General features: G+C 60.3%; 37 protein-coding genes. 7 read left to right on the forward strand and 30 right to left on the reverse strand.

Annotation, left to right across the window (positions count from 1 at the left end; translation table 11 throughout):
- Positions 1–34 precede the first annotated feature (34 nt).
- The 13 genes from ACB037_RS06985 to ACB037_RS07045 form a co-directional block, all read right to left on the reverse strand.
- Positions 35–487: a phage virion morphogenesis protein gene (locus tag ACB037_RS06985; RefSeq protein WP_371175075.1), complete on the reverse strand. Its 453-nt coding sequence runs from the start codon at positions 485–487 to the stop codon at positions 35–37.
- Complete coding sequence (locus tag ACB037_RS06990) at positions 469–939, reverse strand: phage tail protein (RefSeq protein WP_167824640.1); 471 nt, start codon at positions 937–939, stop codon at positions 469–471. Before ACB037_RS06990 ends, ACB037_RS06985 begins: the two co-directional genes overlap by 19 nt.
- Positions 914–1156, reverse strand: coding sequence for an Rz1-like lysis system protein LysC (lysC, locus tag ACB037_RS06995; protein ID WP_322129988.1), 243 nt, complete (start codon positions 1154–1156; stop codon positions 914–916). Before lysC ends, ACB037_RS06990 begins: the two co-directional genes overlap by 26 nt.
- On the reverse strand, positions 1050–1523 hold the full coding sequence (gene lysB / locus ACB037_RS07000; RefSeq protein WP_371175076.1) for an Rz-like lysis system protein LysB: 474 nt from the start codon (positions 1521–1523) through the stop codon (positions 1050–1052). Before lysB ends, lysC begins: the two co-directional genes overlap by 107 nt.
- The gene (locus ACB037_RS07005; RefSeq protein WP_371175077.1) at positions 1513–2334 is read right to left on the reverse strand and encodes an N-acetylmuramidase domain-containing protein; all 822 of its coding nucleotides are present in this window, start codon (positions 2332–2334) and stop codon (positions 1513–1515) included. The genes lysB and ACB037_RS07005 overlap by 11 nt, the downstream gene beginning before the upstream one ends.
- Positions 2331–2639, reverse strand: a complete 309-nt coding sequence (locus ACB037_RS07010; protein ID WP_167824643.1) for a phage holin family protein — start codon at positions 2637–2639, stop codon at positions 2331–2333. Before ACB037_RS07010 ends, ACB037_RS07005 begins: the two co-directional genes overlap by 4 nt.
- Before the next feature lie 275 nt (positions 2640–2914).
- A complete protein-coding gene (locus ACB037_RS07015) occupies positions 2915–3277 on the reverse strand; it encodes a putative holin (RefSeq protein WP_041214915.1) in 363 nt (120 codons plus the stop codon).
- A 9-nt stretch (positions 3278–3286) separates the two neighbouring features.
- The gene (locus ACB037_RS07020; protein WP_319858997.1) at positions 3287–3517 is read right to left on the reverse strand and encodes a TraR/DksA C4-type zinc finger protein; all 231 of its coding nucleotides are present in this window, start codon (positions 3515–3517) and stop codon (positions 3287–3289) included.
- Between the two features lie 2 nt (positions 3518–3519).
- Complete coding sequence (locus ACB037_RS07025; protein ID WP_371175078.1) at positions 3520–3723, reverse strand: tail protein X; 204 nt, start codon at positions 3721–3723, stop codon at positions 3520–3522.
- Complete coding sequence (locus ACB037_RS07030; RefSeq protein ID WP_371175079.1) at positions 3723–4193, reverse strand: head completion/stabilization protein; 471 nt, start codon at positions 4191–4193, stop codon at positions 3723–3725. The genes ACB037_RS07025 and ACB037_RS07030 overlap by 1 nt, the downstream gene beginning before the upstream one ends.
- A 97-nt stretch (positions 4194–4290) precedes the next feature.
- A complete protein-coding gene (gpM, locus tag ACB037_RS07035) occupies positions 4291–4971 on the reverse strand; it encodes a phage terminase small subunit (RefSeq protein ID WP_371175080.1) in 681 nt (226 codons plus the stop codon).
- 9 nt (positions 4972–4980) lie between these two features.
- Positions 4981–6012: a phage major capsid protein, P2 family gene (locus ACB037_RS07040; RefSeq protein ID WP_371175081.1), complete on the reverse strand. Its 1032-nt coding sequence runs from the start codon at positions 6010–6012 to the stop codon at positions 4981–4983.
- A 12-nt stretch (positions 6013–6024) separates the two neighbouring features.
- The gene (locus ACB037_RS07045) at positions 6025–6849 is read right to left on the reverse strand and encodes a GPO family capsid scaffolding protein (RefSeq protein WP_201926218.1); all 825 of its coding nucleotides are present in this window, start codon (positions 6847–6849) and stop codon (positions 6025–6027) included.
- A gap of 149 nt (positions 6850–6998) precedes the next feature.
- Between ACB037_RS07045 and ACB037_RS07050 the strand changes: the two genes are divergently transcribed.
- Entirely contained in the window at positions 6999–8765 is a 1767-nt protein-coding gene (locus ACB037_RS07050; RefSeq protein WP_371175082.1) for a terminase ATPase subunit family protein, read from the forward strand.
- Entirely contained in the window at positions 8762–9805 is a 1044-nt protein-coding gene (locus ACB037_RS07055) for a phage portal protein (RefSeq protein WP_127464658.1), read from the forward strand. Before ACB037_RS07050 ends, ACB037_RS07055 begins: the two co-directional genes overlap by 4 nt.
- A 316-nt stretch (positions 9806–10121) precedes the next feature.
- Here the strand turns inward: ACB037_RS07055 and ACB037_RS07060 are convergent, their stop codons facing one another.
- The 4 genes from ACB037_RS07060 to ACB037_RS07075 form a co-directional block, all read right to left on the reverse strand.
- On the reverse strand, positions 10122–10994 hold the full coding sequence (locus ACB037_RS07060) for a DUF6236 family protein (protein ID WP_371175083.1): 873 nt from the start codon (positions 10992–10994) through the stop codon (positions 10122–10124).
- A 403-nt stretch (positions 10995–11397) separates the two neighbouring features.
- Entirely contained in the window at positions 11398–12027 is a 630-nt protein-coding gene (locus tag ACB037_RS07065; protein ID WP_266110051.1) for a P22AR C-terminal domain-containing protein, read from the reverse strand.
- An 87-nt stretch (positions 12028–12114) separates the two neighbouring features.
- Positions 12115–12360: an ash family protein gene (locus ACB037_RS07070; RefSeq protein ID WP_353933814.1), complete on the reverse strand. Its 246-nt coding sequence runs from the start codon at positions 12358–12360 to the stop codon at positions 12115–12117.
- Positions 12361–12515: 155 nt separating this feature from the next.
- Positions 12516–12755, reverse strand: coding sequence for a hypothetical protein (locus tag ACB037_RS07075; protein ID WP_371175084.1), 240 nt, complete (start codon positions 12753–12755; stop codon positions 12516–12518).
- A gap of 202 nt (positions 12756–12957) precedes the next feature.
- On the opposite strand from ACB037_RS07075, the gene umuD reads away from it, so the two are divergent.
- Both umuD and umuC read left to right on the forward strand, forming a co-directional pair.
- The gene (umuD, locus tag ACB037_RS07080; RefSeq protein ID WP_371175085.1) at positions 12958–13380 is read left to right on the forward strand and encodes a translesion error-prone DNA polymerase V autoproteolytic subunit; all 423 of its coding nucleotides are present in this window, start codon (positions 12958–12960) and stop codon (positions 13378–13380) included.
- Positions 13377–14654, forward strand: a complete 1278-nt coding sequence (umuC, locus tag ACB037_RS07085) for a translesion error-prone DNA polymerase V subunit UmuC (RefSeq protein WP_371175086.1) — start codon at positions 13377–13379, stop codon at positions 14652–14654. Before umuD ends, umuC begins: the two co-directional genes overlap by 4 nt.
- Positions 14655–14659: 5 nt before the next feature.
- Here the strand turns inward: umuC and ACB037_RS07090 are convergent, their stop codons facing one another.
- The 13 genes from ACB037_RS07090 to ACB037_RS07150 form a co-directional block, all read right to left on the reverse strand.
- Complete coding sequence (locus ACB037_RS07090) at positions 14660–15001, reverse strand: hypothetical protein (RefSeq protein WP_319921719.1); 342 nt, start codon at positions 14999–15001, stop codon at positions 14660–14662.
- Between the two features lies 1 nt (position 15002).
- Positions 15003–15215, reverse strand: coding sequence for a hypothetical protein (locus ACB037_RS07095; protein ID WP_005308768.1), 213 nt, complete (start codon positions 15213–15215; stop codon positions 15003–15005).
- 14 nt (positions 15216–15229) lie between these two features.
- Positions 15230–17614: a replication endonuclease gene (locus tag ACB037_RS07100; protein ID WP_371175087.1), complete on the reverse strand. Its 2385-nt coding sequence runs from the start codon at positions 17612–17614 to the stop codon at positions 15230–15232.
- Positions 17611–19500, reverse strand: a complete 1890-nt coding sequence (locus ACB037_RS07105) for a DNA cytosine methyltransferase (protein ID WP_371175088.1) — start codon at positions 19498–19500, stop codon at positions 17611–17613. The genes ACB037_RS07100 and ACB037_RS07105 overlap by 4 nt, the downstream gene beginning before the upstream one ends.
- On the reverse strand, positions 19497–19868 hold the full coding sequence (locus tag ACB037_RS07110) for a hypothetical protein (protein WP_371175089.1): 372 nt from the start codon (positions 19866–19868) through the stop codon (positions 19497–19499). The genes ACB037_RS07105 and ACB037_RS07110 overlap by 4 nt, the downstream gene beginning before the upstream one ends.
- A gap of 68 nt (positions 19869–19936) precedes the next feature.
- The gene (locus ACB037_RS07115) at positions 19937–20158 is read right to left on the reverse strand and encodes a hypothetical protein (RefSeq protein ID WP_371175090.1); all 222 of its coding nucleotides are present in this window, start codon (positions 20156–20158) and stop codon (positions 19937–19939) included.
- Positions 20155–20472, reverse strand: coding sequence for a hypothetical protein (locus ACB037_RS07120; RefSeq protein ID WP_371175091.1), 318 nt, complete (start codon positions 20470–20472; stop codon positions 20155–20157). The genes ACB037_RS07115 and ACB037_RS07120 overlap by 4 nt, the downstream gene beginning before the upstream one ends.
- 243 nt (positions 20473–20715) lie before the next feature.
- Positions 20716–21159 carry a hypothetical protein gene (locus ACB037_RS07125; protein ID WP_371175092.1) on the reverse strand — a complete coding sequence of 148 codons (444 nt, stop codon included), beginning with the start codon at positions 21157–21159 and terminating at the stop codon, positions 20716–20718.
- A 15-nt stretch (positions 21160–21174) separates the two neighbouring features.
- Positions 21175–21396, reverse strand: a complete 222-nt coding sequence (locus ACB037_RS07130; protein WP_282467579.1) for a hypothetical protein — start codon at positions 21394–21396, stop codon at positions 21175–21177.
- On the reverse strand, positions 21393–21617 hold the full coding sequence (locus ACB037_RS07135) for an ogr/Delta-like zinc finger family protein (protein WP_183149781.1): 225 nt from the start codon (positions 21615–21617) through the stop codon (positions 21393–21395). Before ACB037_RS07135 ends, ACB037_RS07130 begins: the two co-directional genes overlap by 4 nt.
- 10 nt (positions 21618–21627) lie before the next feature.
- Entirely contained in the window at positions 21628–22143 is a 516-nt protein-coding gene (locus tag ACB037_RS07140; RefSeq protein WP_041214935.1) for a phage regulatory CII family protein, read from the reverse strand.
- 33 nt (positions 22144–22176) lie between these two features.
- On the reverse strand, positions 22177–22539 hold the full coding sequence (locus ACB037_RS07145; RefSeq protein WP_041214936.1) for a hypothetical protein: 363 nt from the start codon (positions 22537–22539) through the stop codon (positions 22177–22179).
- A gap of 10 nt (positions 22540–22549) precedes the next feature.
- Entirely contained in the window at positions 22550–22741 is a 192-nt protein-coding gene (locus ACB037_RS07150) for a Cro/CI family transcriptional regulator (protein ID WP_139753436.1), read from the reverse strand.
- A gap of 129 nt (positions 22742–22870) precedes the next feature.
- Between ACB037_RS07150 and ACB037_RS07155 the strand changes: the two genes are divergently transcribed.
- The 3 genes from ACB037_RS07155 to ACB037_RS07165 all read left to right on the forward strand — a co-directional run bounded on the left by ACB037_RS07155 (position 22871) and on the right by ACB037_RS07165 (position 25159).
- Positions 22871–23548: a LexA family protein gene (locus ACB037_RS07155; protein ID WP_371175118.1), complete on the forward strand. Its 678-nt coding sequence runs from the start codon at positions 22871–22873 to the stop codon at positions 23546–23548.
- A 45-nt stretch (positions 23549–23593) separates the two neighbouring features.
- A complete protein-coding gene (locus ACB037_RS07160) occupies positions 23594–23911 on the forward strand; it encodes a DUF1889 family protein (RefSeq protein ID WP_371175093.1) in 318 nt (105 codons plus the stop codon).
- 330 nt (positions 23912–24241) lie between these two features.
- Positions 24242–25159, forward strand: coding sequence for a hypothetical protein (locus ACB037_RS07165; protein ID WP_371175094.1), 918 nt, complete (start codon positions 24242–24244; stop codon positions 25157–25159).
- Positions 25160–25300 lie beyond the last annotated feature (141 nt).

A 25300-nucleotide genomic window follows, 5' to 3' on the forward strand; every position in this document is an offset into this window, starting at 1 on the left:
AAAACTTTGTTTTATCGAGCAAAGTTTCTATCAGTTATATGGTCAAATGGGCTAATAACATCTCCTCCAGCTTTTCCACCTCCAGGTTGGTGATGCCCAGCAGTTCCCGCGCCGGATAGCGGATCTCGCGGCCCTTTATGCGGTCTTTGAGGCCGTATTGGTGAATGGTGGCAAGGCGGTTGGCGGTGCCGACAAACTCCACCACCGCCTGTTGTTCGCTGGCGCGGGCCTTGAGCCAGGCGGGGTTGCTGATTTTGAAGAACATCTTGCGGCGAAGGCGCCCCCGGCCTTGCTTCAGCTTGGGCTGTGGCTTGCGCGGGGCCATGGGGCTGCCATCGGGCTGGCGGTTGGCGCGGATCCGCTGGACTTGGCTTGCGCGCAAGGTGCGGGCCATCTCGCTCGCCAACTGACGGCGGGCGGCGGGCTCCATGCTGGCCAGCAGGCCATCGGCCCAATGGGTCAGGCGGCTCAGGTCGTCGGCGGCCATGGCTGAGGCTCCCCGTTGATAAAGAGTTCCCAGGTGATGCCGTCATAGGGGTCTTCCGGTGGCTCCGGCAGGTGCTCCCAACCAATTCCCTGTTCGTTCTGCCACACCCTGACCCGCTCGGTCAGCTTGACGGTGATGATGAGGTCCATCAGGTCGCTCGCGAGGTATTCCGCCTCGAAGGTGATGCCCTCCTTGCGCCGCTCGTCGTTGGTCATCAGCTCGGGCTGGTGTTGGCGCAGCCAGGCCAGCAGCGGCACCATGATCTGGTCAGGGTGCCCGGCAAAGTCTTCGATGCCGATGGTGAGGGGGTATTGCCACTCGAACGAGAGCGAGCGGGCGCCGGTGCTTTCGACATTGCCCGGGGCGATGAAGATGTGCAGCTTGTCCGGGTTGGTCTTGAGGTGGGGCACGCAGCGGGTCAGCACCTCACGGATTTGTTTTGGTTTTTCCATGTTCCCTCCCGTTCTGGTGTCGTTGCTGGCAGGCTATAAGGCTGTCGACCTGGGCGGCGCAGGTGGCCCAGGCGGCCTCGGTCTGGGTCAGTTGATCCATGAGGTCGCCGTTATTGTTCGGGCTGGCTGCCGGCAGTTGGCAGGGCGCCGGGGCGGGACAGGTGAGCCTGATAATCTGCGGCGCCGGTGAGGGCGGGGCGCTGGAGCAGCCTGACAACAGGATCAGGCAGAGGGCGATCAGCCCACTCCTTGAGTTCAGCATTTTCACGTTTGAGCCTCTTGATGGTGTCGGCCCGGGTGGCGGCCGTGATGGTCAGATCGCCAAACTGGCGCTGCAGCGTGGCGGCGGCGGTTGCCTGGGCATCCAGTTCGCCGGTGAGGGTGTCGATGGCCCCGTCTTTGATCTTCTCCCGCCGCTCGGCCTCGACGGCCTTGTCGTTGGCGGCCTTGAGGTCGCTTTGCAGGGTGGAGACTTTGCCCTCAGCCTTGGCGGCGGAGCGGGCCGACCAGCCCCAGCCAGCCAAGGCAACGGCCAGGGCCAGCAGCAACCAGGTGAGGGGGGAGCGCAGCAGGCTACGCCACATCCGCCACCTCCTTCACCGGATAGACCTTGGCAAAGTGGCTGTATGCCTTGGCGAGCTTGGTGTCGTAGTCGTTGTCCTTGTAAGCCGGGCCGTTGTAACGGCGGGCAAAATCTGCCCACTTGCGACCCTGCAGGGCCTTGTGCATGGCGGGATCTTGCTGGATGAAGCGGCACAGGGCGGTGAGGTGGTCCACTTCGCTGCGCTGCATGGCGGTCTGCCAGTCGCTGGCCGAGGCAAAGCCCAGCGCCTGCCAGTGGAAGCCCATGATCTGGAACATCCCCCAACTGGCCGACTCGATGGCGGCATCCCGGTGCAGGCTGATGGCGAGTTGCAGCCGCTCCCACTCGGCCGCCCCGCCCGCATAGCCGCCGCGCTTGGGGTTGACCAGGTTGGGGTAATGGGCGGCCATCTGGTCGGCGGCGGCCTTGCCCAGGTGCTGGGTGAGCTGCTTGTAGAACACATGCCGCTCGAACAGCACCACCGGGCGCATGTCGGTGGTGAACCCCTCGCCGATGCTCTCGACCTGGGCGACGGTGGCCATGGTGGCCAGCGGCAGGCCCAGCAGGTCAGCGCCAGCCTGCATGTCGCCGATGCGCAACTGGTTGCCCCGCTCGCTGCCGAGCAGGGCGGCCATGGTGCGGGGGCCAGCCTGGCCGATGGCGGTGATCATGTAGTCCCGCTGAAAGGCGAGCAGGGCGCGCTCGGTGGCATCGCCAAACCAGCCATCCGGATCGAGCGGATAACCGGCTTTGGTCAGGCGACGCTGCAGGTCGGCGACGGCGGCGCCGGTATCCCCATTTTTCAGGCTCATGGTTGAAACCTCCCGTTCAGGTGGCTGGCGGTGGTCGGTTGCTGACGACGGCGCGGCAGTAGGCGCATGACGGATCCGCGGGAGCCGATCAGGGCGGTGAGTACGACAGAGGCCAACAGGACGGCGGCGGGGTCAGGAGCGGGCAGTGCCCCGATCAGGGCACGCAGGGGCACGGAACCGGCGGCGAAGGTGAGCAGCCAGGCCAGCACGGCAGGGAGGGGGCGATAGTCGCCCCCGTTGCGGTTGAAGGTGGCGATGCGCATGGCGATCGCGGTGCAGATCATGGCGTAGAGGATGGTCAGCATGTCAGCCCCCTTTGCAGGCTTGGCGCTTACGCCGAGCCCATTTGATGAACCGGATTACCACTCGCGGTAGTTCAATTACGAATGCGCAAGCCAATGCGCAAACGACCGACGTTACGAAGGAGTTCAGCGGGTTGAACGGTGCGCCTCTCACAAATTCAACCAACATCAACAACAAGCAGACTGCAGCCCATTGCCACGCTGATTTCTCAACAACTTTCAGGAGTCCCACAAGCCACAAGACCCCGGAGAAGGCTTTACTGTCCTGTTGGTGCATATCAGCCCCCTTTGCGGAGTTTGAGCAGGTCTTCCGGCGTTTTGCGCAGGATCCACTGCAACAGGTGGACGGCCAGCGCCGAGGCGAGCATTGCGCCGACAGCCCTGGGGACCTCGACGCTGAGTGGCAGTACGCTGGCCAGCATGGCGGCAACCAGCGGCGCCGCCAGTGCCCCCGCCACGAAGGCGGCAACGAACAGGCCCGCTTTGCGCAGGTTGCCCAGCTCGGCGGTGGTGGCGATGAACACCAGCGCCCCGGCGAATGCACCGAGCAGGACGCCGGGGTCTACGCCCGGGAAGAGGGACAGCAACGCCAAGGCGCTCAGGGTGCTGGTTGCTGCACTGGATGAAATCGGTTCTGGCATCTTGCTCTCCTATCGTTTGCCGCCGTAGTGGCGAGCGGTTTGAAATTCGTGGATGGTCTGGCACTCGGCGCAGCGTTCGCAGCCCCGGATCGCTTCACGGCGCGCCTGCGGGATGGTGTTTTCGCAGTCGATGCAGTAGTGCGGGCCGGTGCCACTGATGCGGGCGGCGTGGATGCGGGCAGCGAGTTGCTGCTCGCTGATGTCGGCCAGTCGTTCGAGTTCGTCGTCGAGGCGGCTCATGGTCAGTCCCATAGCTGGATCAGCGGCTGCTCGGCCTGGGTGGGGGCCGCTGGCATTGTGATGAGGGTTCCGGTCGGGAGGATGGGGCCGAGCGCGGCCAAACCGGGGTTGAGTGCGAGCACCTGCTCGGTGATGCCTGCGGTGTAGCCGTAGTGCCGGAACAGGATGATGTCGAGGGTGTCACCCTGTTGGCTGCGCAGCTCCATCAGATGAGCGCCACCGTGTTGTGGGTGGTGCCGAGGATGTCGCGAATGGCAAAGCGGGCGTCGCGGTAGAGGTCGTCAGAGCTGATGATTTTGGCATCGGCCCCTTTGACGCCATCACCGGTGGCGCTGTAGTCGGCGTAACGCTCCAGCAGGTTGGCGCGGGTCATGGCAAAGACGGCGCGTCGGTAGCTGTGCAGGTACGCCGATTCGCCATTGATGACCTCGCCCGGTACGGCGGCCAGGGTGGTGACTCCTTCTGCCTCGCGGGCGCGGCGCCAGTCAGCCAGATCCCGGTTGACGCTGGTGATGGCGTCGATCACGGCATGCTTGAGGCGGGCCGTGGTGACGGTGCCATCGAGCCGGACGGTGTCACGCAGGTCAGGCAGCGAGATCGCCGGCCAGAAGGGGCTGGAGTCTATCTCCCCTTCGGCTGGCGACGTGGGGGCATTGGCAATGAATCCGGTGCTCATGGTGCTCCTTTTCCGCTTGTTGGGCGGTGGTCGGGCCGTCTGGTATGCGAAACGCATTCGTCAGGCCCGAGCCGCCCAGGGTGCGGGGTTCGCTCGGTTAGCTGCCGCCGCCAGTGGCGTCGGGCTGCTGTTCTTTTTTCAGTTCGCGCTCGAGCACTTCGAGCTCTTTCTTGATGCCCACCTTGTCGTGCAGTTCGAGGGCGCGGCGGTAGTGCTGGGCGGCCTGATCCTTGAACCCTTCAGCCAGGGCGGCGCGGCCCACGGCCTTGTGAAGCTTGGCGCGCACCTGGTCGAAGATGTCGCAATGGGTCAGCAGCTCGAGGTAAGCGCATAGCAGGCCATAACTGGGGCCCGCGCCTGCCTCTTGCAGCTTGATGCTGGTGTCGGCCACCTCTTCGGCGATCAGGGTGGCGGCGGTGCGCTCGTAGCGATCGGGGGTACTGAGGCCGTGGCGGATCACGTAATCGGCCATGTTGAAGGCCCCTTCGAGATCGCCGGTGTCGAGGGTCCAGAGCATGACGGTGACGAGGACGTCATCTTGTCCGCCCCGGTCGGCTGCCAGCAGGCCATCAATCCACGGCTTGTAGACGCCCAGCATGGTGCGCTTGGCGTCGATCTTGCGCTCGATGCTCTGGATGCCCTTGAGAGTGCGGCGGTGTTCGGCCAACTGCATCAGCTGGAGTTCGTAGGCGTTGGCGCGGGCCTGGTCGAATTGGGGATTGGCCGCCCCTTGCAGGGCGGCCAGTGCTCTTTCGCGGTGGCGGCGGGCGGGAGTCATGCCACCCCCTTACTCGCCAGGGGCCGGGTTCGGCCCGATGACGATGTTTTCGACCAGGGCGGCGCAGTCGTAGTCCTCGACCACGTAAGCGTCGTTGGTGCTTTCGTAGTTGACGATGCGGTTGCGCTTGGGCTCGTCTTCGATGTAACGACGGCGGGCGCCGGTCTGCCAGTAGATGGAGAGGTTGCTGAGCTTGGTGATGAGCAGCTTGTCTTCGGGGAAGAAGGGGACGCGCACAGCCTTGAGGCCGCCGATCTGCTTCTGGCTCACCAGCACCTGACCAGCCAGTTTGTTCTGGTTGTCGCCCGCATCGTTGATGATGGGGAAGTATTTGTCGGAGAGCATCTTGCGGCCGCAGATGACCACCAGGTCGGTATCGTCCTGATACCAGGGTTTGATCAGCTCGTTCACAACGTCGTATACCAGGGCGTCGATGTTTTTGTAATCACCGTCGGTGGCATCGATGTAGATCTGGCCGCTGCCCTCGGTGCCTTCGCTCATGACCTGGGCCGGGGCGTCGGTGCGGATGTGTTGCAGCCAGCCGATGTTGACGTCTTGCAGCAGGGGGTTGGCGTTGCGGTCGGTGTCGGCGGCGGCTTTGGTGCCATGCCAGCCGATCATGATGCGGTCCAGCCCCTGACGGGTGAGGATGGCGTCACGGACACGGGTCTGGAAGTCGGGGAACTTGGCCCAGGCGTCGATCTGGCCGTAGCCAATCTGGGTGTCGAAGTTGGTCTGGGCGCATTCGTAGCTCTGGTCGTAGAGACCGTGCGGGCTGTTGGGCTGGCGGTCTTTGGTGTCGGTGTTGGTGCGACCGGCGATGGTGCTGGTGATGCCGATACCGACCTTTTGGCCTTTCATCTCATCGACAGGGATGACGCTGATCATGCCGAGGAAGGCGACCGACTCCTGCATTTTGGTTTCCAGGGTCTGCTGGACGCTGGGCTGCACGTTGAACTGCACCATGGCGCTGGTGATAGCGTTGAGTTTGGCCACCTGGTTGGTGAACTCGTTGAACTTCTGGCGGGTTTCGTTACGCATTGGGCATGGTCCTTAGCAGTCGGTTTGAATGGAGGTGCCATCGCCACCGGTGGCGGGCGGGCGTTGCTGGTTGAACGCTTCCTGGCCCTCCAGCTTGGCGGTGAGGTCGGCCAGCGCCTTGGCGGTGGCGTCCTGCTTGTTGGTCAGCTCGGTGAGGGTCTGGGCCTGCTCGGTGAACTTCTTCTGCAGGTCGGCATCGAGGGTGGTGACCTCTTTCGCGACGGTCTCGACGGCCTGGTGCACATCGCTGAAATCGGCGGTGGATTGCTTCTTGTGGCTGGAGAACAGCGCGGTGATGCGCTCGGCAAGGGAGGGGCCTTTCTCCTGTTCACTTTCGAATTCGATGACGGTTTCCAGCGCTTCGGTGAACAGGCACTCCTTGTGCTGCTTGCGGGAGGCCAACGGCGATTTGTCGCCTGCACCTGCGCAGAACTGGAGCATGTCGGTCCCCAGGCTGGCGGGGGAATCGGTGATCGCCAGCCCCATCAGGTAGGCGCCCTTTTCGTTCAGGTTGGGGTGGATCTCGACCGAGGTGAACACCTTCTGGCGCTTCTTGTTCAGCTCGACCAGCTCTGGGGTCGGGTCAATCTGCACGAACAGGGCCAGGCGCTGCTCGCCTTCGATGGTGACCTCTTCGGTCTTGGCGGCGGTGATGTCGCCGTACATCTTGAACAGGCCGTTGGGGTCAATGCCCCGGATGTGCTCCATATTGACCCGGGCGCCGTAGGTGGACTGGTTGTAGCGCTGGGCCATCTGCTCAAGCCATTCGCGGGTGATGGCGCGGCCATCGGTTGTGCCCCCTTCTACGGCAACACGGAAAAATTTGGACTTTGCCATGGGCTGGGATCCCTTTGGTGATTGGGTGGTGATGTCGCGGTTATGGTCTGGGTGAGCGGCGGGATCGTGCAATCGGCGGCCAGTGTGTGCGGCGCTGGCACATTGGCGCGGGGGCGTTTGGAGCAGTAGCGGCTGGGTAGACTGGCGCCATGACAGCACCCTTACTCTTCCCCCATATCGAGCCCCGCAGGCAGGCCATGCACCTGTACTTTCAGGGGTACAAGATCCGAGCCATTGCGGAGCTGCTGGCGACCCCCGAGGGGACGGTCGGCACCTGGAAATCCCGCGACGGTTGGGATGACATCAAACCCATTGACCGGGTCGACTTCGCCATCGAGGCACGGATGTGCCAGCTGATCGCCAAGGAGGTGAAAACCGGCGGCGACTTCAAGGAGATAGACCTGCTGGGCAGGCAGTTGGAGCGCATCGCCCGGGTCAATAAATACAGCAAGGGCGGCAACGAGGCCGACCTCAACCCCAAGGTGGCGAACCGTAACAGGGGGCCGAAGAAGGCCCCCGAGCGCAACGTGGTGGAGCCCGAACAGCAGGAGCGGCTGATCGAGCGCTTCGAGTCCACCATGTTCGATTACCAGCGGGTCTGGTATGAGGCGGGCAAGCAGTATCGGCGGCGCAACCTGCTCAAATCGCGCCAGATTGGGGCGACCTACTTCTTTGCCTTCGAGGCCTTCATCGACGCCCTGGTCACGGGGCGCAACCAGATTTTCCTGTCGGCCAGCAAATCACAGGCCCACATCTTCAAGCAGTACATCATCCAGTTTGCCAACGCAGAAGGGGTGGAGCTCAAGGGCGACCCCATGGTGCTGCCGAACGGGGCGCACCTCTACTTCCTCGGCACCAACGCCCGCACCGCGCAGGGCTACCATGGCAACATCTACATGGACGAATACTTCTGGATCCATGGCTTTGCGGATTTTCGCAACGTGGCCAGCGGGATGGCGATGCACAAGAAGTGGCGTCAGACCTACTTCTCCACCCCCTCCAGCCTCTCCCATCCGGCATACAAATTCTGGTCGGGTGAGGAGTTCAACAAGGGCAGGCCCAAGGCCGACCAGATCAAGTTTGACTTGAGCCACGCCGACCTGATGGACGGCAAGCTCGGTGGCGATGGTCAATGGCGCCAGATCGTCACCGTGGAAGATGCGGTGCGCGGCGGCTGCGACCTGTTCGACATGGCCCAACTGCACAGTGAGTATTCCGAGGAGCGCTTCCGCAACCTGCTGATGTGCGAATTCATGGACGACACCTCGAGCGTGTTCCCGCTCGCCACCCTGCAGCGATGCATGGTCGACAGTTGGGAGCTGTGGGACGACTACAAGCCCTTTGCCCTGCGCCCCCTGGGCAACCGCTCGGTGTGGATCGGATATGACCCGGCGAAGGGCGGGCAGGGGGATAGCGCAGGCTGCGCCGTGCTGGCCCCGCCGGCGGTACCGGGCGGCAAGTTCCGGGTGCTGGAGCGCCACCGCTGGAGCGGGATGGACTTCGACGCCCAGGCGCGGGCCATCAAGGCCATGTGCGAGCGCTACAACGTCGGTTACATCGGCATCGACACCACCGGGATCGGGGAGGGGGTTTACCAGTTGGTGAAGCAGTTCTACCCGGCAGTGACCGCCATCCAGTACAACCCGAGCGTGAAAATCCAGATGGTGATGAAGGCCCAGGATGTGATGAACAAGGGGCGGCTGGAATTTGACAGTGGGATGACTGATCTCGCCCAGGCCTTCATGAGCATCCGCCGCGCCGTGACCGCGGGCGGCAAGCTGCCGACCTTTGAGGCGAGCCGCTCCGACGAAACCAGCCACGCCGACATTGCCTGGGCAACCATGCAAGCCCTGTTACATGAGCCGCTGGCAGGTGCCACCGGTGCCAATACCAGCATGATGGAGATTTTCTCATGAGAAAGCGCCGCCCACAGCGCCATACCTCGCCGATGACGGCGACCCAGAAACCCGGCGCGGCCATCGAGGCGTTCAGCTTTGGCGAGCCGGTGCCCGTCTTATCGCAACGGGAAGTGTTCGACTACCTGGAGGCCATGCACAACGGCCGCTGGTACGAGCCGCCCCTTTCTCTCAATGGCTTGTCACGGGTCTATCGGGCCGGGGTGCATCACGCCTCGGCCATCCAGGTAAAGCGCAACATCCTGCGCTCCTGCTTCATCCCGCACCCGAAATTGAGCCTGGCCGCCTTCACCGGCTTGGTGCTGGACTACCTCATCTTCGGCAACGGCTACCTGCAGGCGGTGCAGAACCGGCTCGGCGGGGTGCTGCGCTATGACCACCTGCGCGCCAAGTACACCCGGCGCGCGCTGGATCTCAACCAGTATTGGTGGATTGCCCAACCCGGCCAGGAGCAGGCCCTGCCCACTGGCCGGGTGGGCCATGTGATGGAGGCCGACATCAACCAGGAGATCTACGGCATCCCCGACTATGTCGGCGGGCTCAACTCCACCCTGCTCAACGAGTCGGCCACCCTGTTCCGCCGCCGCTACTACGAGAACGGCAGCCACGCGGGCTTCATCATGCACATCACAGACCCAACGCAGAATGAGCAGGACATCAAGGACCTTAAAGAAGCCCTGCGCCAGAGCAAGGGCCCCGGCAACTTCCGCAACCTCTTGCTCTACACCCCGGGCGGCAGCAAGGACGGGGTCAAGCTGATCCCGGTGGCCGAGGTGGCCGCCAAGGATGACTTCCTCAGCATCAAGAACGTGAGCCGTGATGACCAGCTGGCCAGCCACCGGGTACCGCCCCAGTTGATGGGGGTCATGCCCAACAGCACCGGCGGCTTTGGCGATGTGACCAAGGCCGCCCAGGTGTTCGACATCAACGAGATAGACAGCATCAAGGCCAGCCTGCTGGCGCTCAATGACTGGGCGGGGGAGGAGGTGATCCGGTTCAATCCCTACCGACTGTCAGATCTGACAGGGCAGGCGGCATAGGCGAGGCTAGAGTTACAAGGACCTTATGAGTCGCTAAAACGGCGTAAGAGAGGCCCCCTCACCGAGGGGGCTTTGTTTTGCCTGGCGTTCAGCGCCCTGACGCCCCGGGGCGGTGGCCCCTCAGCACCCAGCGCGCGCAGTCAAGACCCCGCCTCGCCTGCCCGCTTTATGTGTGGAAAACCATGCAGGTGAACGACGGAGGGAGGGGAACGGCTCCCCGCGCCAGCGCTGGCCGCGCGCGGGATTACGGATCCTTTTTGCGATCCTTCATTTTCCGTCAGATCCTTTCAGAGTCTAAGGGGAGTTTGTTAGCATTCTATTTCACAAGGCTTTCTTGTTTTAAAGAACTTAGATAAGAAAGGTCTAGTTGTTTTCCTACTGAAGTTGCTAACTGACTTGAAGAGCTTATTTCAAACTTCATACTAGATACTATAATTTGACCAGCAGCAGCGAACAGACCTAAAACTGGATTGCTGAATGTTGAACCAACAAGCCCTCCTGTCACGGCGCCTTGAGATAGACTACCTAAATTAATATCTAAGGAAACTTTTCGACTCGCTAATAGTCTTGAACCCCAACTTTCTCTCGCAACTAAATCTAGGTCCTTTATCGCTTTCTCTAATTGAGATATTTTTGCAATCCTAGCTCTAGGTATATCTCGAGAATTGGAGATGTCAAGATATAGTTCATCAAGAGTCTGCCTCAAAGCAACTAGCTCATCTTTACGCTTAAACTTAAACTCAATTAGTTTTTCAAGTGGAAGATTTGGCAAAGGTACTGGTAAGCATTTGTTAAGCTCGAAATCAGCAGTTACTAACTCTTTTGACATGTTTATAGGGATATGCAGTTGATCCCCACTTTGATGAATAGCCCACTGACCAGGATTTTTTGCGGTCAATGACGCTGTAACTTGACTCAAGCCATCAAAGTGCATCTTCGCCAATCCACTGCCATTAAATGTTCCATTTAATGGCATTATTGCAGTTTCTTTTCGGAGAATACCAGCATCAACTAAAATTTTAGATTCATCACTCAATTCAGTGCCAAAAATATTGCTGTCAGTTACTACAACTTTATCCCAATATAGTGCTAAATATCTGATTTGCTCTGGAGGCAATCCTCCTCTCATATTGACAGAGTCGCCATTGCTGATAATTTCTTGCGCTGGTGTAACGATACCTCTTTCCAAGATATTCTCCTTATTTAATACAAGCTCAACAGGAATGCTAACAGTGATTAGATGGAGGGCGGTACTAACTTGTTAATAGAGCCTTCCATATAAATCCGAACCCCCCTGATAACCGTCCCGAAAAGAATAATTTAAATCATAACATTATCAGCCGGCTGCTGGCGCTGAACGTTTTCGCAATAGATCCTCCTTTGGCTCAGGTTTTGTTATGAAGCAACAATACACTCAAGGAACTGCAATGGGCAGCTGCATCCAGGCGCGCCATCGTGAACAAGTCAGGACTGTGATCGAGGCAACCCGTATCACATAGTATATCTGGCCAAGATATAGGGTAGCGGAATGAGAGAGAAGGGAAAGGAGAGGGCCTCTTGGTACTCATACCTGCAGACCCTGACCAGTCATATTAACAACCTTTTGCCATCGGCAGGCGGTGCAGGTGGGGGATCAACCTGTTCCAGTCGCGGTCGCCGTGGGTGGCGCTCTGAATATGGCGGGTCTTGTCGACCAGGATGCGCTGGGCGGCGGCCAGGGTCATCGGGTATTCGTGGATGATGGAGTAGTAGGTGCCGGCCTCTCGGTGTTCGGCGACATCGAGCAGGGGATAGATGCGACGGGCGGCCCCCATCATGTAATCGGCGGCGCGCCAGAGCCAGGCGAGCGAGTGCAGTTCGTCATCGGTCAGCACGGTGAGGGGCTGTGGATGGGCGGCGGTCTCCCGGTCCAGCACATCGAGCACCCAGCGGCGAAACTCTTTGGCCAGCGCGGTGCGGGAAAACATGGCGATCAGATGGGCGCCGCGCAGGGAGAAGATGCGATTCTCCATCTGCACTGAGCCGGTTTGCCTAACGACGGTCAAATTGACCGTCGTTGTCATATTGGGGGTAAATTCGTCCGCATTACGGCGGTAGATGCGGCTCACGGCATCGTCGCTGGCATAGCCGAGGGCTTGGGCGATCTGGGTTGCGGTCAGCCAGGGTTGGCCGTGATGGGGGATAACGGTGAACTGGGTGTCATGGAAGCAGATGCTGTTCATGATGAGATTCCTCGAGTGAATGAGTAATCGCCACCATCGACGCCAATCTTCTGGTGACGAACTGGACAGGGTTGGCGTACCGGGCACTCAAGGAAACCGGCGCCCCGAAGGGCCCCTGCCCAGCCCGCCATAACTGAAATTGCGGGTACAACTGGGCCGCACATAAAAAAACACGCTGGCGCGTGTTGTGCGCTTGAGTATGTTCGGGACGCCAATCCCGGCAACGGATTTTGCCGTTGCCCGCGCAGTATCGCGCAACAGCGCGACACCAATCAACCCCAATAGTCCCCGATGCTCCCTTTTTGTCCCTTTCCGGCCCTCTGCGGCCCGCATCAGCGCTTACCAGGAAAAATCGGCGCCATCACCCCGCCCAGCAGCACAACACCGCCGGCAGGGTACCGGTTCTACGCAAGGAAGGGGACGTTAGTTTCGGCAGGAAACATACACAGGGCGCCCAAGGCGCCCTTTATCAGGTAAAGCTTCGTAGGCTACCAATCGAACAAGCTAGCTATAAATGAAACGGTTCCTGCGGCAACAGCGAGCGGAACAGTCACTGGAGCACTGATAAAACCAGTAACCACCAAAGCACCTGCTGCACTAGCGCCTAGCGTTGCTCCCGCTGCTGTAGCCACAGCAGATCGCCCAGCGCTTACTTCACTGGTTCCTGTAATCTTTTTCGAGATCTCATTACCTGCAATTCCTAGGCTCACAGCTTTTTCAACAGACATGGCGGCTCTCCTTGTGCATGGTCTGAAGCTTAGGAATAGTCCGCTCTACCGATGGTTGCCACTTTATTCGCTGGCGTAGCGTTGTAGTCAGGGACACTGGTTGTGTTGCCAACCTAGTGTCGGAGCCAAACGCCGCACGGTGATCCAATTTTGGCGCCTTGCTATACTGTTCATCCATACAGTATCTCTTGAGATTGCCAGCATGTTTGCTCAACCCACCCCCGATGCTCCCTTGTTGGAACTGCCCCTGTTCCTCTCCCCGGTGGCCTGCGGCTTTCCGTCGCCGGCGCAGGACTACACCGAGCAGACCATCGACCTCAACCAGTTGTGCGTGACCCACCCGGCGGCCACCTACTTCGTGCGGGCGGCCGGTGACAGCATGGTCGACCACGGGATCCGTGATGGCGACCTGCTGGTCGTCGACCGCAGCCGCAAGGCGCGGCACGGTAGCGTGGTGGTCGCCGCGGTGGATGGCGAGTTCACGGTGAAGAAGCTGCAGCTTGAGCCCACCGTCGCCTTGCTCCCTGGCAACCGGGCCTATCGCCCCATCCATTTCAACGATGGGCAGGAGCTGGAAATCTTCGGGGTGGTGGCCTTTGTCGTGCACCAGGTGGATAGCCCATGAACAAGCGCTGCGCCGTCGCCCTGGTCGACGTGAACAACTTCTACGCCAGCTGCGAGCGACTGTTTCGCCCAGACCTCAAGGGGCGGCCCATCGTGGTGCTCTCCAACAACGATGGCTGTGTGGTGGCCCGTTCGGCGGAGGCCAAGGCGCTCGGCATCAAGATGGGGGTGCCGTACTTCCAGATCCGCCAATTCTTCGAGGCCATGGGCGGGGTCTGGTTCTCCAGCAACTACGCCCTCTATGGCGACATGTCGAACCGGGTGATGACCATTTTGGAGGGGATGGCCCCGGCGGTGGAGGTCTACAGCATCGACGAGGCCTTTATCGAACTGAGCGAGTCCTGGGCGGGCGACCTGGTGGCCTATGGCCGCCAAGTTCGCGAGCGGGTGCAGCAGTGGACCGGGCTTGTGGTTGGGGTCGGTATCGGCTCCACCAAGACGCTCGCCAAGCTTGCCAACTACGCTGCCAAGAAGTGGCCCGCCACGGGCGGCGTGGTCGATCTTCGGGATGAAGCGCGGCGTGCTCGGCTGATGGCGATCACCCCGGTGGACGAGATATGGGGCATTGGCCGGCGGCTCACCGCCAAGCTGGAGGCCCAGGGCATCAAGACCGTGGCCGACTTGGTCGCTGCTGACCCCAAGGCGCTGCGGCGCCGCTATGGCGTGGTGGTCGAGCGCACGGTGCAGGAGCTGCGGGGGATCCCCTGTGCCGAGCTGGAACAGGAGGCCCAGGCCAAGCAGCAGATCATCTGCTCGCGCTCCTTCGGCGAGCGCATCACCCAAATAGGCCCCATGCACCAGGCGCTGGCCGGCTACATGGAGCGGGCCGCCGAAAAGCTGCGGGGGGAGGGGATGTGCTGCCGGCACGTGACCCTGTTCATTCGCACCAGCCCGTTCAGCGACCGGGAGCCCTATTACGGCAACCAGGTGAGCACCAAGCTGGCCATGCCCACCCATGACACCCGGGCGCTGCTGGCTCTGATCCCGGAGCTGCTACCCCGCATCTGGCGCGACGAGCAGCGATACCAGAAAGGGGGCGTCATGTTGGCCGACTTCACCCCCGCCAGCATGCAGCAGGGCGACCTGTTCGCCGCACAGCAACAATCCCCGCGCAGCGAGGCGCTGATGCAGGTCATCGACAAGATCAATCAGGGGCGGCTGGGGAAGGTCTACTTCGCAGCCCGCGGTCGAGACACCCGGGAGTGGATGATGAAGCGGGAGCAGTTAAGCCCCCGCTATACCACCGCGCTCGGCGAGCTGCCGGTGGTGAAGTAAGGACGTTATCTTTTGGCAAACGCGCCCTGCCGCGCCCGGGTGGCCTTCCAGACCTGCTTGGGTGTTGGGCCGACAGGCAGCATCCGCTTTGCCTTTTTGGGTGGGGTGATGGTGTCCAGCTCGCCCTGGTAGAACGGGAACCAGGCATCCTCGAACCGTATGACCCGCTCCATCCGGTCGAGCAGCAGATCGCAGATATGACGGTCAGCGGCTGGCATGCTGTCGAGCATGCTGGAGATGGTGGAACGACCCGCCGATCCCGGCGGGTATTGCTGGATGATGGGCCAGAGCCGCTGGCAGAGCGGCAGCAGGCGCTCCACGTTGGCGCGGGGGATTATGTCCTGCACGTTATTCCCCCTCTGCATAAGGCGACCATGTTTCTCTTGGTTCCTCTGGCTTTGGAAATTCGTATTCGTCTGGATTGAAGGTGGGGTTAAGCCATTCGCGGGCCCCAGGGTTGGCCTTGTCGTAGTGGCAGCCTTCGGCAATCCACAGCTTTTTTCCTGTGGTTTTGCACACAATAGTGCCTGTCCAGAGCATGTAGGCTGGTTTCTTCTTCATACACACCTCCTTAGTTAAAGGCCCCTGCGTTGACGGGCCGCTGCGATTTCTGCTTCATGGCGCTTGTTGTCTGCTTTCAGCCAGTCGACGCGGGCCTGCTCCTGTTCGGTGGGCTGGTAACTGGCCCGGTCCTCTTCGTCATCCAGCAGGCGGGTGAAGATGGCGATCGCCTCTTCGGCCTGCGCCAGCGGCAGGGCGGCCAGCCATTCGGTGACGCTGCCGCCTGAGTGCATCAGCTCGTGGGCCTGCTGTTTCAGCGTATCGCTGCTGGCTGCCCGCTTGCTGGCCTGCTCGGCCTCGGCCTCGGCGGTCAGCTGGTCGGCCACGGCATCTCCGGCACCCGGCCAGTTGCGGGTCACAATCAGCCGATCGCCGACCAGTCGCACATATTGGCCGTCGGCGTGGATGATGCTGCCGTGCAGCAGCAGGGCGGCGTTGCTTTCATCAAGACCCATTCGGCCCAGCTCTTTAGCCAGAGCGGATCCTTTCACCCCCAATTTGGATCCTTTCGTACAGTTATTGACAGAACTCCGAGGGGGGCGGCTGCCGCCGCCTGAGGGCAACTCGCTGCGCTCGCTCACTGCAGGCTCGCGCTGCTCGCCCAAACCCGACCCGTTGACCCCCTTGCACACTATCTGCCAACCCTCGGTGCGGGTGATGGCGGTGGTCATGCCGATGTCAGTGATCACCCCCATCAGGCGCAGCACATCCTCGCCATACTTGTTGGCGGCTTCATCGAGGCGCTTGGAGAGGCGGATCAGGTGTTCTTTGCGGGGCAGGTCAATGCCGCCCATGGCGTCGATAAAGTCGCCCCAGCGGTTGTTGTCGGCTGCGGTTCGGGCGGCTTCGAGGATGCAATCCCACTCGATCACCTCGTCACCCAGTCGGCGCAGCTCGCGCCACACACTTACGGCAGGACCGCCTATCTGCTGAAACTGGCGGATGCGCCAGCAGCTCGCCCAGGCCGCCACCGCGATGGTGGTGTGGTCGACCGGGGCCTCGGCCTCGTAGTCCATCCCCACCTTGTGGCCGTCGATGTTCTTGGCGATGTACTTGGCGATGTAGCCGGTGGCGCTGCCCTTGGTCGGGTCGATCTCCTTCCAGTTCACCCGTGGGTTGATGGCCTTGACCACCGCCGGGCTGTTCACATCGAGCAGCCACTTGATGCGTGGCATCTTGTTGCGGATTTTCAGTTCGGCCAGGGCATCGAGCTGGTCACCGTTGGGCATCTTGAGCTCGGCCCGTTCGGCGGCGGTGAAGTGGTAGGCGAGCAGAGTCAGAAAGTCGCGTTGATGCTCGGGGTTGATAAACAGCAGGCAATGCCAGTGCGGGGTGCCATCGTGGTGCGGTTCCACCACCCGAAAACCGAAGGCCATGATCCCCTCTCGGGCCAAAGCGGCGCGAAAACGGGCCCACTGTTTGCACAGCAGGCGATTGGTGTCGGTCGGGCAGGCGCCGTTGAACTTCTCGTTCTGGTAGGTCTTCGCCTTGTCTTTGCTGCCCTGGCGCCAGGCGTGATAGCAGGAGGGGGCGGTCAGCGTTAGGAACAGGCCCAGCTTGCCCTGCTCCTGCGCCATGTCTTCAAAGCCCCGCATGCGCACCATCAGCTCATGACGGCGGATCTCGGGGTTGGCGACCGAGCCCATCACCGCATCGACCAGGTCAATCTCTTGCCCCAGCTCTTCGTTGACGGCGCTCATGCCAGCCATCCAGGCTTGCTGGGCTGCTTTACGCTGGGTGAACTCACGCACGGCGTGCGCACTGGCGTAGGGGCTGACCCCCTTGCGCACCTGGCCGGTGAGGATGGCGATCAGCTCGCAGTAGATAGCCCAGGCGCGGTTGATCTTGCGCAGCCACCACGACTCGTCGAGCAGGCGCACCAGCAAGCTGGCGGCGGCCCCTTCGAACTTGTCCACCTCGTCGGCCAGATCGTCCCGCTCGGCCTGGCTCAGAGGGCGGCCCAGCAGGCGCTCCACCTTGGTGCGCGGGTGAATGGGGAGGGGCGGGCAGAAGTGCCACGCCTTGGCCTGGGCCCCGATATCGGCCAGCAGCTCCGTGGCGGTGCGCTCATGGCCCGCCGCCGCCAGCAGTTGCTGGCAGCGACGGGCCCACTCGGCGGCAACCAACTCGCGGCGCACATCGTTGCGAAGATCAATCACCGGTACCGGAAACCGGCTCTGTGCGGCGGCGCAGGCGTCGACCATGCGGCGCAGCCAGATGTTGGCGGTCTTGGGGTTGGCCGGGTAGCGGCGCAGGAAGGTCGCGGCCAGCGGCTTGGCAACGTGCCACTCAATGCGGGCGAGTTGTTCGGCCGCCCCGGCCATGTTGATGGCATGGTGCCCGACCAGGTAGTGCTGGGGCAGCTGTATCCCGTGCAGGTTGGTGATGGCGTCGTTCATGCCGCCACCTCCTGCGCATCGGCACACATCTCTGGCAGGTTGGCGCGAACCAGAGCGGCAGCCAGTGGTGGGCACACGGCATTGCCGCAGCGAGCCACCTGCGCTGTTTTGGTGAACTTCTTGCCAGTGGCGTCGTGGTCGATCACGTAGTCGGCCGGGAACCCCTGGGCAGCAAACAGCTCATGCGGCTCCAGCATGCGCATTCCGATATCGACGATCTGGTAATCCTCGCCGCGCACGGTGACCAGACCGAACCGATCCCGGGTGGTCACGGTATGCAGTGGCTCGGAGCAGGGGATGGCCGAATCTGTCCCGTAATACTTGAGCAGGAAGGCCCGAACCTCACCGATATGCAGCCCGCCGGCGGTAACGGTGGGCATGGGTTCGGTTACTGGCTGGCCGTGCTGGCAGGTGCCGCGCAGTTTTACCAGGTGGCTGGTCACCAGAGCATTGTGGTCAACGGTGGTGACGGTCGGTAGCGGCTGGGTCAGCTCGGCACCCACGACGCCTGTGTAATGCTTGGCTAGGAAGGCGGTGACCAACTTGCTCTTGTCGGCCTTGGCCATGACAGTCCCCAAGGGGTCTTCCACTGACTGGCCGACAGAGTTGCCGAACTGGCGAGCGATAAATTGAGCAGATAAATTGCCGTTATAGCTCCAGCTATCGTCCGGGCAAGCAGCCTCTACCTGGGTTAAAGTTGCCGGCTTCCTGTTGATGCCCTCCCCACAGTCACAGCCAAGTTCATGTTTGTCCTGATATATGTTGTGGCAAACGCCACACTCAAACCACGTATCTGCAAATTGTTGCAACTCCAGCGATACCAGGGCGAAGTGCCCTCCTTTAACCTCGGCGCAGATGGTACGCAGCGGCTCATCCGCAGGCATGTTGCGCTGATGACTGGCGTTGGCATGCTCAGTGATGAAGGGGGCAAGTTGTGGTTGCACCAGAGCAAACCCTGGGGCAGCGGTGACTGTCTGTAGAGGCTCATGGAGCCCTTGACCACGGAAAGCATCGTAGACAGTGCGGTTGCTGGTGTGATTGCACTTCACGATGAACGGCTCGGCGGCGTCGATGACGAACCGCTCCACCCCCTTGGCAATCCGGCGCATCGTAGCCTCGGCCAGTGGTCGCTTAACGTTGAGCCCCTGGGCTTTGGCTTCTTCCTGGGTGAGGAAGATGCTGGGGCACGGGATCGACCAATCGATGATGTCAGCAGCGGTCCGCCACGGCAGCAGCTTCCCGGCCTTCACCTCAGCACTGGCGGGTTCGCCATGGGTCGGCTTGGGCCACACGATGGGGGCGCCATCCCGGCGGGCAATCAGAAACAGGCGCTTGCGGATGGTGGGGGTGCCGTAGTCGCAGGCACGCAGCTCCCGCCACTCCACCTTGTAGCCCTGGCGGCGCAAGGCGTTGATAAAGCTGTTGAAGGTACGGCCCTTTTTTGCCGGGTCAGGGCGAGCGTTGCCCTCCGAGTCGATCAGCAGCGGGCCCCAGGTCTGAAACTCCTCGACGTTCTCCAGCATGATCACCCGGGGGCGTACCGTGGCGGCCCAGCGCAGAGTGACCCACGCCAAGCCCCGGATCTTCTTGCTGACCGGGGTCGAGCCCTTGGCCTTGGAGAAATGCTTGCAATCAGGTGACAGCCAGACGAGCCCGACTGGGCGGCCAGCCACGACGTCTCGCGGCACGATATCCCACACCGATTCGCAATAGTGCTCGGTGTCAGGGTGGTTGACGGTGTGCATGGAGATCGCATCGGGGTCGTGGTTGATGGCGATCTCCGGGCTGCGACCCAGCGCCATCTCGATCCCGGTAGACGCCCCACCGCCACCGGCGAAGTTGTCCACGACGATTTCATTGAAGAGGCTGAAATTCTGTTCTCTCATTTGCACACCCCGCACTTTTCGGTCACATACTCGTTGGGTTGCAGGTACCGGCCGCAGGTGGAGCAGGTCGGTACCATAGCCAGGGTGGCGAGCCGATCAGACCAGCAGGTGGACTCGCAGAAAAACAGGCTGGTGAGCCGGTTACCGCCCAGGATGACCGGGCGCACATGGCCGAACTCGCCGCAGCAACTGCAGCGCATCGAGGGGCGGGCGTTGGCCGGGACGGTCTTCAGCACGGTTTCACTGGCGGCACGGGCCAGCGGCCAGCAGGTTTCGACGCAGTAGGGGTAAGAGCGGCGACCGTGTCGGCCAGCTACCGGCAGACAAACCGCCATCTGGCGGCACTTGGTGCAGGGCTCAAGCGTCACGATATGGCTGTTTGCAGGGCGCACGACGCCCAAAGCCGGGGCAAGCCCGGCTGGTTTTTGGTGAGTCATTAGATGGCGCCTCCGGTGTAGAGAGACTGGATATTGCTTGATGCCTGGCGAGCGGCCTGACGAGCTTGGCGGCACAAGGTCAGATGGGTTCTGGCCGGCGTGCGCTGGCCATGGGGACCATCTGCGCGCAGCTCGACCAGGTCAAGCTGCAGGCCGTGCAGGCGCGCCTCGGCGTTCAGCATTTTGTCGACCCACAGGTCGATCTGCTGTTGGTGGCTCATTTGATGGTCTCCCCCAATCCGTGGAGTGGCTCGCACTCGGCCCACCACTCGGCGATCTCTTTGGCCAGCGCGACTTCACCGCCACCCAGAGCCAGCCAATACACGGCGCGGATGGCGCCCAGGGCCAGCAGCTCCTGGGCGATGTTGCGGTTTCGGCGGGCATCACTGCCCGAGGTGCTGAACTCCTCCTGCGCTGCTTCCCAGTGCTTGGTCAGTGGGCTGATGGGTGCCGGCGGCTGCATATGGGCGGGGCCAGATTCGGCGCCACCCAGCTCGTCGACCGGCGGCTCCAGTTCGAACAGGTCATCATGCATGTCGGCCCCCTTTGGTGTTCAGATTCAGCCAGAGCGAGCGCCAGGCATGTGCATTGGCGGCGTGGTGCTGTGCCGCGATGTCGTCGGAGCGAGTCATATTGCGGCGCCGTGCCAGTCTGGTCAGATGCCAATGGCACTCCTTCACATTGCGTAGTGCGCTCGAAATCGCTACATTGCGCATATCAGTTACCTCAGTTGCTGATGGAAACCCCGCTGGTGCGCCAACACCGATAGCGGGGTTTTTTATTGGCCGTTTCCGGCCACCTTCTGCAAAACCGCTCTGCGGTTTTCCAATACGCTGGCCTGTTCGTTGAGCTCGGCCCGGCGCTTGTTCTCAAGCTCAGCCTGTTCCTGCTCGCTGCGGGTCGGCCCCTCAATGCGGCGGGTGGTGCGGTGCCACTCGCGGCGGTGCAGCACGCCGCCATAAAACTCGTGCAGGGTGGCGAGCAACTCCCCCAGGGCGAGGCGAATCGCCTCTTGCTGGTCAAAATCGAACTGGTCCAGCTCGCGGGTGCCATAGGTGGTTGATAACCCGGCGGCGTAGCAGATGACGGCGCGGGCCCGGGTCGGCAGGCGTGACCAGCGGCTGGCCGCCCCATTGCGGCCGAACTGGGCGCGCATCTCGGCCAGCGCCACCTCTGCGGCGCTGGGTTGTTGAGTGAACCCGATTACCTGTGCGGTGTTCATGGGGTGGCCCTCCGGTTATGCCTGCAACAGCCTGACCAGCCAGTGGCGGTGTGGCTGGCAAGCGGGCTGAAAGCGCAGCGCGCCACGGCGGCCCTGGCTGTCTTCCAGATAACTGCCGTCAAAGCGGGTGGTGTTGCGCATCACCGGCTCGTCGCCGTTGGTGACGACAGTGGCGCGGGTGAACAGCAAGAACGGCAGCGGGATCAGCCCCGTCTGCTCGGCGCGAAGTCTGCTCATTGGGCCACCGCCTTCGCCCTGCGCGGGACCATGGGCAGCACAATGGCCGGGTTGGGCATGGCACTGGGGCTGATGGTCGCGATGATCTCGAACCCCGCCTTGAAGGTGTGGCCGCACTCCACGTTGCTGCACTGGTAAGTGGCAATGCCGCACAGCGGGCTCATCCGGGTGGAGGTGCGGGTGCTGGCGCGAGATCCGCAGTGGGGGCAAATCAATCTCATGTCTGGTCTCCTATGCGCCGAGGGCTGCGCGGGCCATGTCGGCAGCACACGCAAGACCAGGGACGGCGTGAAAGCGGTCTTCGACCTCGGTAGCCAGCAGCACCAGGTGCTCGATGCCAGCCCAGATGCCGGAGACGACGGTGTTTCGGTTGGATTTGGTGACACGGTCACCGGCAAGCAGGGTGGTCGCCTGAGCGGTGACGCCCAGGATCTGGGCCCCCGCATTGAGCGCCTGCTGGGCACGTGCTTCTGGTGCAGCGGTCGCCGCCGCCGGCAGGCGCACGGCCGTTAGTTGGCAATCAAACAGCAGACCATCGAACAGGGTGTCGTCACCGGTGACGCGGTAGAGGTCGATAAGGTCCGTCGCAGTCAACTTGTGCCGCGCCTGCGCCGGGTTGAACTTGTTGCGCAGCACATCGGCGCTCATGCCGATCTGCGCGGCAAGGTCGGTCAGGTTGTGCACCTGCTTGAAGCGGTCGCAGGCGCTGGCGAAATGGCGGTGTAGGTTTTGTTGACAGTTAGACACTTTCGGCTCCTGTTCGCAGTCGCTACTGTGGGATCAAGCCACAGAGCGGGATGTGGGCTTCTTGGTCAGCGCACGGCTTGCCAGCCGTCGCCCGGAGTTCTCATTGACCAGCTTGAAATACTGCTCCGGCTCGCTGGCCATCTCGCGCCAGCGCACCAGATTGACCCAGGGCTGATCACCTGCGCGCAGCTTGGGAATGATGGGAATACGGCCATCGGCAATCATGTCCTGGGCGGTGCGCTTGGGGAGCTTGAACTTGTAGACGTCGAGCAGCATGTCCAAAAAGGCATCGAGCGGAATGGCCGGCAGGGCTTGCAAGGCCAACCCTTGCTTGATGGCAGCCAGCTCACGCAGTACCTCGGTGATGGGCTCGACAGGATGACTTTCCATCGTCATGGCGATCTCCTTACTGCGCCGGGCGGGCAGAAGGTGCCGCGGGGTTGGCTTTTAACTGGCCGCCTGTCAGTAGCTCAATCTGGTAAGCGCGGCCTTGGGGGATGGTGTCACCCCACTGAGAAACAGACTGAGGCTTGATACCGAGGGCGGCAGCTAACTGAACAACGCCACCGTAGTGTTTTATGGCTTCATTCTTTTTCATTTTCTTACGTTCCCAGATGAGTTGACTTACCTAATGGAAGAGAATGTAAGCTCGCCTACTGGCAAAAGCAACAAAAACTTACCAAAAAAGGAAGTAAAAACTCCGGAGTCGTTCTGTAAGATAACTTACATGAACATACATTCGCGCATAAAATCACAACGACTAGTCCACGGCTTGACCCAAGAATCCTTGGCTAAAAAGCTGGGGATAAACCGTGTCTCTATAAGCCAATGGGAGCGGGGGGACACCTCACCCAAAGGTAACAACCTGGTCAGGCTTGCTGAAATTCTCGGCGTAAAGCCAGAGTGGTTGCTCTTCGGGGGAGATGCAGTAGGGGGTTCCGGGACAAACCTGGCTGGTTATCACAACGTCGAGCCAGCGGTGATTCCCCAGGGGAACCGTATCCCGATCCTCAGTTATGTGCAGGCAGGGAACTGGCGCGAGATTTGTGAGCAGGCCACCACCTTTGATGGCAATGTCGAATATGTGACGGCCAGCGTCGATATCGGGCCCTGTGGCTTTGGCCTCTGGATCCGGGGCAATTCGATGACCCCGATGTTCAACGAAGGGGACCTGGTCATCATCGACCCCGATGAACAACCCCGGCCGGGCGACTATGTGGTCGCCAAGAATGGCAGCGAAGAGGCCACCTTCAAGAAGTACCGGCCCCGCGGCATCGACGAGAGTGGGCAAGAGGTCTTCGAACTGGTACCCCTGAACGACGACTTCCCCACCATGCACTCCGACCGGCAGCACATCGAAATCATCGGCGTGATGGTAGAACACCGGATTTTTAGAAAACGATAGGGCGCTGATGCGCCCTTTTTGTATCCGACTTCAGTAGGAGTTGTAATGCAGCATTCAAAGGATGTGCTTGAGCAAGCGATAGAAAAACTCTCAGTAATGGTGAACGTTGCAACAGGTATCGTGCACCCAGCTGATGGCTCAATGGCTAAGGAATTGTTCAAGGCGCTTCATCAGCGCGGGGTTTCTTGTGGGCATGATGCTGTCTTGAAAATTGCTAAACGCCAAGGCTGGAGTGAAAAGCACGCTAAATCCTTGGCTGAATTGGCTGGGAAAATAGATCAAGGTGGCAGAGTGCAGATTTCCCATAAAACTGGATGGGGTGAACGGACAGCCTCTGATCTCTTGGCCCAGATTGACCTCTAAAGGGGCCCGCCGTTCGCAACCCGCCTGTCAAATCGCGCAAGTATTTTGGCTTCCTCATGGTCGCACCACCTTTTGAGGATGATCATCAGATCGTGATGGTACTCATCGGGGCTCGCATTATAGAGCGCGTTCCATTCGGGATGGTTGAGCGAGCAGAAATAGTCCGAGGCGGCACTGAACAGTTTGTGGTTCAAACCGACTCTGCATTTCTCAGCCTGCTGATTACGTAAGGTTTTGAGTTGAGGCATAGGTCCTCCAAATAAAAAAATGGTGACACGGCAATGTACAACGCCGGTCAAAGAGACGCGATAACAATAGGTAGCATGGGATATGACAGAACGAAAAAAAGCTGATGCTGATAAGCTTGAGCAACATACGCAAGTTGAAGTAGCACAGACCGATGTGGTTGAAGCCAACACACAACCTATCACCTGTGGTTTGATTATGCCGATAGCGGCCAATGAAGTGGGCTCTGTTGAGCATTGGCTGCATGTCCGTAAAATCATCACTGATGCACTAATCGGCACTGACTTTCAAGTTAAAATGGTTAGTGACTCCGATGAAGTCAATGTCATTCAAAACAACATAGTGACCAACATCTATAGTAACGATATCGTTATTTGTGATGTTAGTTCTAGAAATCCCAACGTGATGTTTGAACTTGGGATGCGCCTTACTTTTGATAAGCCAGTCGTGATTATCAAGGACAAGGATACGCCATATTCGTTTGATGTTGGTAATATTCAACATCTCGAATACCCCAGATCACTAAATTATGTTGAGATTCAGCACTTCCAGAAAGCGCTAAAAGAAAAAACCTTGTCAACTTTGGCTGCATCTAAAGTTCAAGGTTACTCACCATTTCTAAGTCACTATAAGATTCAGCATATCTCTAAGGTTGAAACAGAAGTAGTTGGCAGAGATGATTTTATAATGTCTGCGTTAAATGAAATTAAAGGGTTAATTGATAGAAGAGAGTCCAATAGAAGCTCATATTGGACGATTACAAGTAACTCAGAACCACAAATGAGTTCAAGTGAATCGCAAACCATCTCAAGTGAAGATAGATTATTGTATATTGCACACAGAACAATGAATTCTGTATTGGTGGGGGCTGATAACATGTCGCTAGATGATTATCTAAGTGAGTGTTTCAAGTATTTGAAAAAAAGCAGATATAAATTAACGGATGAAGAATTTGATAGAGTTATTGATCTCATTAAAAAGGGTTTGTTTGAGTCTAATTGAGTTCTGCGACTGCAAGCCACGTTTCTGGCTTGCCGAAGTCTCTCTCCAAGGTAGAGATGGTCCCCGTAAGCGCAAGCACTTAGCCACCAAGGGCGAGATGTTGGTCAGTGAAATTTTTCTGATTTTGATGGAGTAGAACAA

Source organism: Aeromonas sp. S19(2024) (assembly GCF_041402625.1).
Taxonomy (GTDB): domain Bacteria; phylum Pseudomonadota; class Gammaproteobacteria; order Enterobacterales; family Aeromonadaceae; genus Aeromonas; species Aeromonas caviae.